General features: G+C 65.7%; 7 protein-coding genes and 1 pseudogene. 3 read left to right on the top strand and 5 right to left on the bottom strand.

The annotated features are described in order from the left end of the window. The 5 genes and pseudogenes from WBG82_RS09855 to WBG82_RS09835 all read right to left on the bottom strand — a co-directional run. Positions 1 to 1,004, bottom strand: a pseudogene (locus WBG82_RS09855) (hypothetical protein); the annotation flags it as partial. Positions 1,005 to 1,169: 165 nt separating this feature from the next. Beyond that, entirely contained in the window at positions 1,170 to 1,949 is a 780-nt protein-coding gene (locus WBG82_RS09850; RefSeq protein ID WP_424424341.1) for a MotE family protein, read from the bottom strand. 12 nt (positions 1,950 to 1,961) lie between these two features. Beyond that, positions 1,962 to 2,435, bottom strand: coding sequence for a DUF6468 domain-containing protein (locus tag WBG82_RS09845; RefSeq protein WP_424424339.1), 474 nt, complete (start codon positions 2,433 to 2,435; stop codon positions 1,962 to 1,964). Next, a complete protein-coding gene (gene fliM / locus WBG82_RS09840; protein ID WP_424424337.1) occupies positions 2,432 to 3,571 on the bottom strand; it encodes a flagellar motor switch protein FliM in 1,140 nt (379 codons plus the stop codon). Before fliM ends, WBG82_RS09845 begins: the two co-directional genes overlap by 4 nt. A gap of 30 nt (positions 3,572 to 3,601) precedes the next feature. After that, positions 3,602 to 4,096 (bottom strand): flagellar basal body-associated FliL family protein, encoded by a 495-nt coding sequence (locus WBG82_RS09835; protein ID WP_424424335.1) that lies wholly within the window; start codon positions 4,094 to 4,096, stop codon positions 3,602 to 3,604. 297 nt (positions 4,097 to 4,393) lie between these two features. Here WBG82_RS09835 and flgF point away from each other — a divergent pair, with 297 nt between their 5' ends. The 3 genes from flgF to flgA are packed head-to-tail and all read left to right on the top strand — an operon-like array spanning position 4,394 to position 6,982. Then, complete coding sequence (flgF, locus tag WBG82_RS09830) at positions 4,394 to 5,146, top strand: flagellar basal-body rod protein FlgF (RefSeq protein ID WP_424424333.1); 753 nt, start codon at positions 4,394 to 4,396, stop codon at positions 5,144 to 5,146. A 39-nt stretch (positions 5,147 to 5,185) separates the two neighbouring features. Further along, a complete protein-coding gene (flgG, locus tag WBG82_RS09825; RefSeq protein WP_424424331.1) occupies positions 5,186 to 5,971 on the top strand; it encodes a flagellar basal-body rod protein FlgG in 786 nt (261 codons plus the stop codon). Positions 5,972 to 5,974: 3 nt separating this feature from the next. Further along, positions 5,975 to 6,982, top strand: coding sequence for a flagellar basal body P-ring formation chaperone FlgA (flgA, locus tag WBG82_RS09820; protein ID WP_424424329.1), 1,008 nt, complete (start codon positions 5,975 to 5,977; stop codon positions 6,980 to 6,982). The last annotated feature ends 40 nt before the right edge of the window (positions 6,983 to 7,022 follow it).

The following is a 7,022-nucleotide window of genomic DNA, read 5'->3' as shown; positions in this document are numbered from 1 at the left end:
GGTGACTGCGTGGGCGGCAGCGGCGCGTCCGGTGAAACTTGCGCGGCCGGTGCGGCGGGCGCGTCCGCAGCCGCCGAAGGCAGGATGGATTGCGGGCCGTGGCTCTCGGCGGGCGCGGCCGGTTTCGTGGCGGGCTCCGATAGCGCCTGCCCCTCGCTGCCCGCTTGCGGCGGCGGCGCGGGCTTCAGATCGAGAACGACGCCCAGATCCTCGCGGAAGTCACTGACGGTGACGCCCGGCGCGAGCTTCAGGAAAACGGAAAGCCGTCCGTCGCGCTCCTGTGCGGTGATGGACTGGAGATAGGGAGGCGGATTGACGCGGATGGCGGCAAGCGCAACCTTGGCCGTCCGGTCGAATGTGACGGTCGCCGAGCCCTCCTGCTGGGCCAGCGAGTAAAGCACGGGCTGGTTCCAGTCGAAGACGAGGCGCGTCATGGCTTCATGCCGCGCGACGCGGACGCGGAGGCCCGGCGACGGCGCATCGGGCTCGACGACGCCGCGCTGCTTGTTCAGCCGCGCTTCCTCTTCGGCCTTGCGCCGCGCCTCTTTCGCCGCGGCGATGCGCGCGAGCACATCGGCAGGCAATGGCGGCGGCGCGCCCGCCCATGATTTGGGCAGCAGGTCGACATAAAGGCTGTTCTCGACCTGCCGGACATTCGTCCAGTAGTCGAATTTGAGCGCGAGCCGCAGCGTCTTGCCGTCATTGTCCTGCCGCGCCATGGCGACATAGTCCGGCATCTGCCGTATGAATTCGTTGAGATCGACAGCGAAGGGCTTGTCGAAGGTGACGACGAGAACGCCCGTCGCCGCCGCCACCTTGTGCGCGGGCACGCCGCCCGGCCAGGTGAGCACGATGCGGCCATAGCCACCCGTCTGCGAGAAGCCCGTCGCAAGGGTCGTCGCGGCGCGGGCCGGCAATGCGGCGAAGGCGACGCACAGGGCGAGGATCGCCGCTGCCGCCAGCGCGCGCGCCACATTCAGGCGTTGGCGAAGAATGCCGTTCACGCTGCGCCGCCTCTGCCCATTTCGTCAGGCCCCGATCATGAAGTTCCGGCGCTCCCCCCGCGCCCGCGGAAACGCGCGCAAGGACGCTCACCCTTGAACCGGGCAGCATAAGCAGGCGCGGTTAAGTGACGTTTAAGTTCGGGGGCCGGGAGGGGCGAAATATCCTCAGCCGGGCTGGCCCGGGGCGCCCTGCACGGCGGCGGGCGCAACCGCCTGGGGCGCAATCGCGGGCGCGGGCGCAGCGGATTGGGCGGCAGGCTGGGCGGTGGGGGCCGCGCCGTTCTTCGCGTTGCCGTTCTTTCCGCCTTCTGCGTCCTGAAGCTCGTTCCCCGTCGCAAGCTCCACGGTGAGGTCCTGCGCGGTCACGGGGTCCATCGCCGCGAGCACGGCCGCCATCTTGCGCGGCTCCATCCGCCGCGCGACATCAATGAGCACTCCCATGTCGAGACGCTCGAAGATGCGGGCCGCATCCTTCGGCTTCATCGTTTCATACATCTTGACGACACCGGCCAGGCGCTCCTCGTTGCGCTTGTCGTTGTCGGCGATCTGCCGGTTGATCCGCGCCTCGACTTCCTTGAGTTCGGCGATCCGGTCCTCGAGCTTCTTCTCGGCCGCGCGAACGAGCTGCTCGCGCATGTCGAGATCCCGGGCGCGCTTTTCGAGTTCGTCGTGACGCGCGGAGAGGCTTTCAAGGACGGTGACCTCCGAAGCGCTGACCTTCGGCTGATTGAGCTGCTTTTTCTGCTGATCGAGCTGGGCCTGCGCCTCCGCCGTCGCGGACTTGCCGGTCACCTCGCCACCCGCCTCGACCTTCTGCTCGCTTGCCCGCGCCGGCGAGATCGCGCCGATCTCATCGGCGCCGACGGCCAGATGCATGACCTTGAGCCCGAGCAGAAGCCCGGCGCAGAGCATGACGGTCGGCAGAAGGCGAAGACGTTCGAGCATGTTTCCGGTGCCTCAGCGCGCGCGCTTCAGAAGATCGAGCAAGGGATGGGACACGGAAGCCGGTTTCGTCTCTCTCTGAGCCGCCGGTGCCACCTGCCTCGGCCCTGCCGCGGGCTGAAGCTGGGGCGCCGCCTTGACCGGCATGGGCGGAGGCGCCATGCGGCGCTGTTCGAGCGGCGCGCTCAGCCGGTCGGCGATGCGATTGCCCGCCTCCACCATCAGCCCCAGTTCGTCGGCAAGCGCACGGCCGCGCTTGACCTGCTCGCCAAGCGCCTGGCCGGTCGCGTCGGTCGCCTCGCGCAGCCGCGCAATCGCGCCCGCCGCCTGCTCGGTCGCCATCGAAAGCTCGCCGATCAACTGGCGCAAGCCATCCTGCCCCGAGCGCATGGCGCGCAGCCGCTTGTCGAGCGTCGCGCAATATCCGATCGTCGCGGCCAGCAGCACGCACACGATCGCCTCAAGCACCAGATCAATCGGCAAATTCATTTGCGCACTCCCGCCGTTTCCGCGCCGCCCGGCGCCGCATTCGTGATGGCCGCGCGAACCGCATCGATGCGATTTGGCTTCTTGATCCCGTTCTCGATCCGCACGGCGACATTGTTGCCCATGCGGCCGATGCGGCCCGATGCGAGCGACACCCCGCCGCAACGCATCTCGACCAGCGCGTCGGGCCCGTTGTTCAGCATGAGCGTCTGCCCGACCTTGAAATCCATCACATCGCGCAAGCTCATCTTCTGCTCGTCGAGCACGGCTTCGATGGGGATCTCAGTCGACCAGAGTTCCGTCGCCAGATGGCTTTCCCAGATCGAGTCGCGGCCGAACTTCTCGCCCATGAACATCTGGAGAAGCAGTTCGCGGATCGGCTCCAGCGTCGCATAGGGAAGCAGCATCTCGATGCGCCCTCCCCGGTCTTCCATGTCGATGCGGAGCTTGACGAGGATCGCGGCGTTCGCGGGCCGCGCGATCGCGGCGAAACGCGGGTTCGTCTCCATCCGGTCAAGCTCGAAGGTGATCGGCGACAGGGGCTCGAAGGCGGCTTTCGCATCCTGCAGCACGACCTCGATCATGCGCTGGACGAGATTGAGCTCGATGGTCGTATAGGGCCGCCCCTCGATGCGCATCGCGGCAGTGCCGCGCCGCCCGCCGAGAAGTACGTCGACGATCGAATAGATGAGGTTCGAGTCGACCGTGAACATGCCGTAATTGTCCCACTCCCGCGCGCGGAAGACGGCGAGAATGGCGGGAAGCGGGATCGAATTCAGATAGTCGCCGAAACGGATCGACGAGATGTTGTCGAGGCTGACTTCGACGTTGTCGGAGGTGAAATTTCTGAGCGAGGTCGTCATCAGGCGCACGAGCCTGTCGAAGACGATCTCGAGCATCGGCAGGCGCTCATAGGAGACGAGCGCCGAATTGATGATGGCGCGAATGCCGGTGCGTTCGACATTCGTGTCATTGTCCATCTCGAAGCCGAGAAGACTGTCGATCTCGTCCTGATTGAGCACGCGCTCCGGCGCAGTGCGGAAGGACGGCGTCGCCTGTTCCTGCTCCGACTCCATGGCGTCCATCGCTTCCATCGCGGCAGCCATTTCGTCCTGATCGATATCGTCGGCGTCGGCCATGAATTCAAAAACCCTGTCGGACGGTGCGTCTTACTGGACGATGACTTCCTTGAAGAGGATGTCCGTGACGATGGGCGGCTGAACCGCCAGATTGATGCGCCGCATCAGTTCTTCCTTGACGCGAAGCATGCCTGCCGAACCGTCGAGATCTTCCGTCCTGAGTTCGCGGAGGAAGATCTGGAAGCTGTCGAGCACGCGCGGAAGCTCCTTTTCGAGCCGCGCGGCGGCTTCCTTGTCGGTCACCTGCAGCGCCACCTTCATCTTCAGGAAGTGCTGCGGCGCCGGCCCGCTGAGGTTCACGAGAAAATCCGGCAGATCGTAGAAAACCGGCTCGGCGATTTTCGGCTTCTCTTCTTCATGTCCGCCGAAAATGCCGGACATCCAGATGCCTCCGCCCGCTCCGATGAGGAGCAGCAGCGGAAGTACGATATAGAGAACGAGAACCTTTCCGCTCAGCTTGCGCTTCACGGGCGCGGCGTCTTCTCCACCCTCGTCTTCGGAAAGATCGGCGTCGATCGCAGCCATTCTGCCCACCCTGCCCACCGGCAAGCCCCCGCCGGTTCGATTGAATGCGCCCCATCGCGGAAACCCGCTGGAAACCATGATCCGGACGCAGGCAAATCCTTGCCGATTTTAGTTAATGAAGCGTTGCGAAGCGCGGCGCGGGCGGCAAGAACTGCCCGGTAAAGCCTGCCACGGCGCACCGCCCCGCCGCCCGATCATGGGTTCAAGTCATTGAAATATTTGGGCTTCATGCGTGGCACGCACCCTGCACATGGAAAACCGGAAAAACCGGAGCACCCGCAGGGATCGCCAGCCGACATGGACAACGCACTTCTCATAGGGCTTTCGCGGCAGACCGCCATGATGCGGGAGATGTCCGTCGTCGCGAGCAATCTCGCGAATGTGAACACGACGGGCTACAAGTCGCAGAGCATGCTCTTCGATCAGTATCTGATGCCGGTCGCGAGCGAGCAGAGCCCCGACAAGACGCTGACCTTCGTTCAGGATTACGGCCAGTTCCGCAACCTCGCCGATGGCGAGATGCGCGCGACGGGCAATCCGCTCGATGTCGCCATCAATGGCGAGGGATTTTTCAAGGTGCAGACGCCGCAGGGCGTGCGCTACACGCGCGACGGGCACTTCCAGCTCGACGACACGGGCCAGCTCGTCACCTCGCAGGGCTATCCCGTTCTCTCCGATGCCGGAACGCCCATCACCTTCGCCATCGACGAAGGCCACATCACCATCGCCCGCGACGGAACGATCACGACGTCGCGCGACGGCATCAGCGCCTCCGAGCAGCAGCGCGGCAAGCTCGCGCTTGTGAGCTTCCCCAACATGCAGGCGCTGAGGAACGAGGGCGACAATCTCTACGTCACCGACGAGCAGGAGCAGCCGGCCGCGAACCCGCGCCTCATCCAGGGCTCGCTCGAAGGCTCGAACGTCAAGCCGATCGTCGAGATGACGAACATGATGGAAATCCTGCGCTCCTATCAGAGCGCGCAGAATCTGGTGCAGTCGGCCGACGACATGCGCCGCCAGGCCATTTCGCAAATCGGAAGCCCGGCTTAAGCCCGGCCTCCACATCGAACGGAAACCGAGGACAGTCACATGCAGTCGCTCAGCATCGCCGCCACAGGCATGATGGCCCAGCAGCTCAATGTCGAGGTGATCTCGAACAACATCGCCAATATGAGCACGTCGGGCTTCAAGCGTCAGCGCGCGGAGTTCCAGGACCTGCTCTATCAGAACCTGCGCCGCGTCGGCACCAACTCGTCCGACACCGGCACCATCGTTCCCTCGGGCGTGCAGGTCGGCCTCGGCGTGAAGACGGGCGCCGTCTACCGCATCATGTCGCAGGGCGACATGAACAACACCGGCAACAAGCTCGACCTCGCCATTCAGGGCCGCGGCTATTTCCGCGTGCAGCTTCCGAGCGGCGAGGACGCCTATACCCGCGCCGGCAATTTCCAGCTGAGCCCGCAAGGCCAGATCGTGACTTCCGACGGCTACACCGTGCAGCCGGGCATCACCATTCCGCCGACGGCAACCGACATCACCATCAGCAAGGACGGCCAGGTCCAGGCGACCATTCCCGGCCAGACCACGCCGCAGATCGTCGGCCAGCTCGAACTCTCCGTCTTCCAGAACGAAGGCGGCCTCGATCCGCAGGGCGACAATCTCTTCCTCGAAACGGCGGCAAGCGGCGCGCCGACGACCGGCGCCCCCGCCTCGACCGGCTTCGGCAGCCTCCAGCAGGGCTTCCTCGAAACCTCGAACGTCAACGCCGTGACCGAAATCTCGGATCTCATCACCGCGCAGCGCGCCTATGAGATGAACGCCAAGGTCATCACCGCCTCCGACGAGATGATGTCGGTCGCCTCGAACCTGAAGTAACGGATGAAACCGATGCGCGCCGCCATGCACCTCGTCAAACGCTCCGCTGCTCTCGCCTTCGCATCGGCGCTCGCAAGCGCCGCGCTGGCCCTGCCCGCCGGCGCCGCCGAGCTTCGCACCGAAGTGACCGTGACGGAGAATGTCGTGACGCTCGGCGATCTCTTCGATGGTGCGGGCGATGCCGCGCGCACCATCGTTGCCGATGCGCCCGCCCCCGGCTTCACGAGCGACATTTCGATCTCGCGCATCTCGCTCGCCGCGCGCCGCAGCGGCGTCGCCTGGCGCAACACAACGGGCCTCACCCATATCACCGTCGCGCGTGCCGGCACGGCCGTTCCCGAGACCGAGGTCGCGGCGGCCGTTTCCTCGGCCATCATGGCGGCGACGCCTGCTCTTCCCGTAACGGCGAAGCTCCAGGTCGACTTCGCAAACGGCCATGCGGGCGTTCAGGTCGGCATCGACCAGGCGCTCTCGGTGAAGGTCGAGCAGATCGCCTTCAACGCCCGCACCGGCAGCTTCGACGCGCTTCTGCGCGCGCCCGCCAACGATCTCGCGAGCCCGCTGCGCCGCGTCTCCGGCCGCGCCTATCCGGTCCTCGACGTGCCGGTGCTGACGCGCGACGTCGCGCCGGGCGATGTCGTCCGCAGGCAGGATATCGACTGGATCAGGCTGCCCGCGAACCGCGTCAGCCAGAACATCATCACCGCCGAGGCGCAGCTTGTCGGCATGTCCCCGCGCTATCCGGTGCGGACGGGCGAGCCGCTGCGCATGAGTGACATTCAGCCACCGGTCGTTGTCGCCAAGGGCGCGCAGGTGGACATGACCTATGTCTCCGGCGCGCTGACGCTCACGGCGCGCGGCCGGGCGCTGCAGAGCGGCGCGATCGGCGACACGGTCGACATTCTCAATCCCCGTTCCAACCGCACCGTGCAGGGCATCGTCGAAGGCCCGAACATGGTGAGGATCGAAGCCTTCGGCGCGCCCCGCGCCGCCGCCGAGCTGAAGTCCTGAGATCGCGCGCACGCGCCAGAAGTTTCGTTCATGAGGTTCA

Origin of the sequence: Parvibaculum sp. (genome assembly GCF_049671045.1) — a bacterium.
Lineage (GTDB): Bacteria > Pseudomonadota > Alphaproteobacteria > Parvibaculales > Parvibaculaceae > Parvibaculum.
The sequence above is the reverse complement of the archived record's forward strand: the minus strand, read 5'-3'. Positions and strand labels throughout refer to the sequence as shown.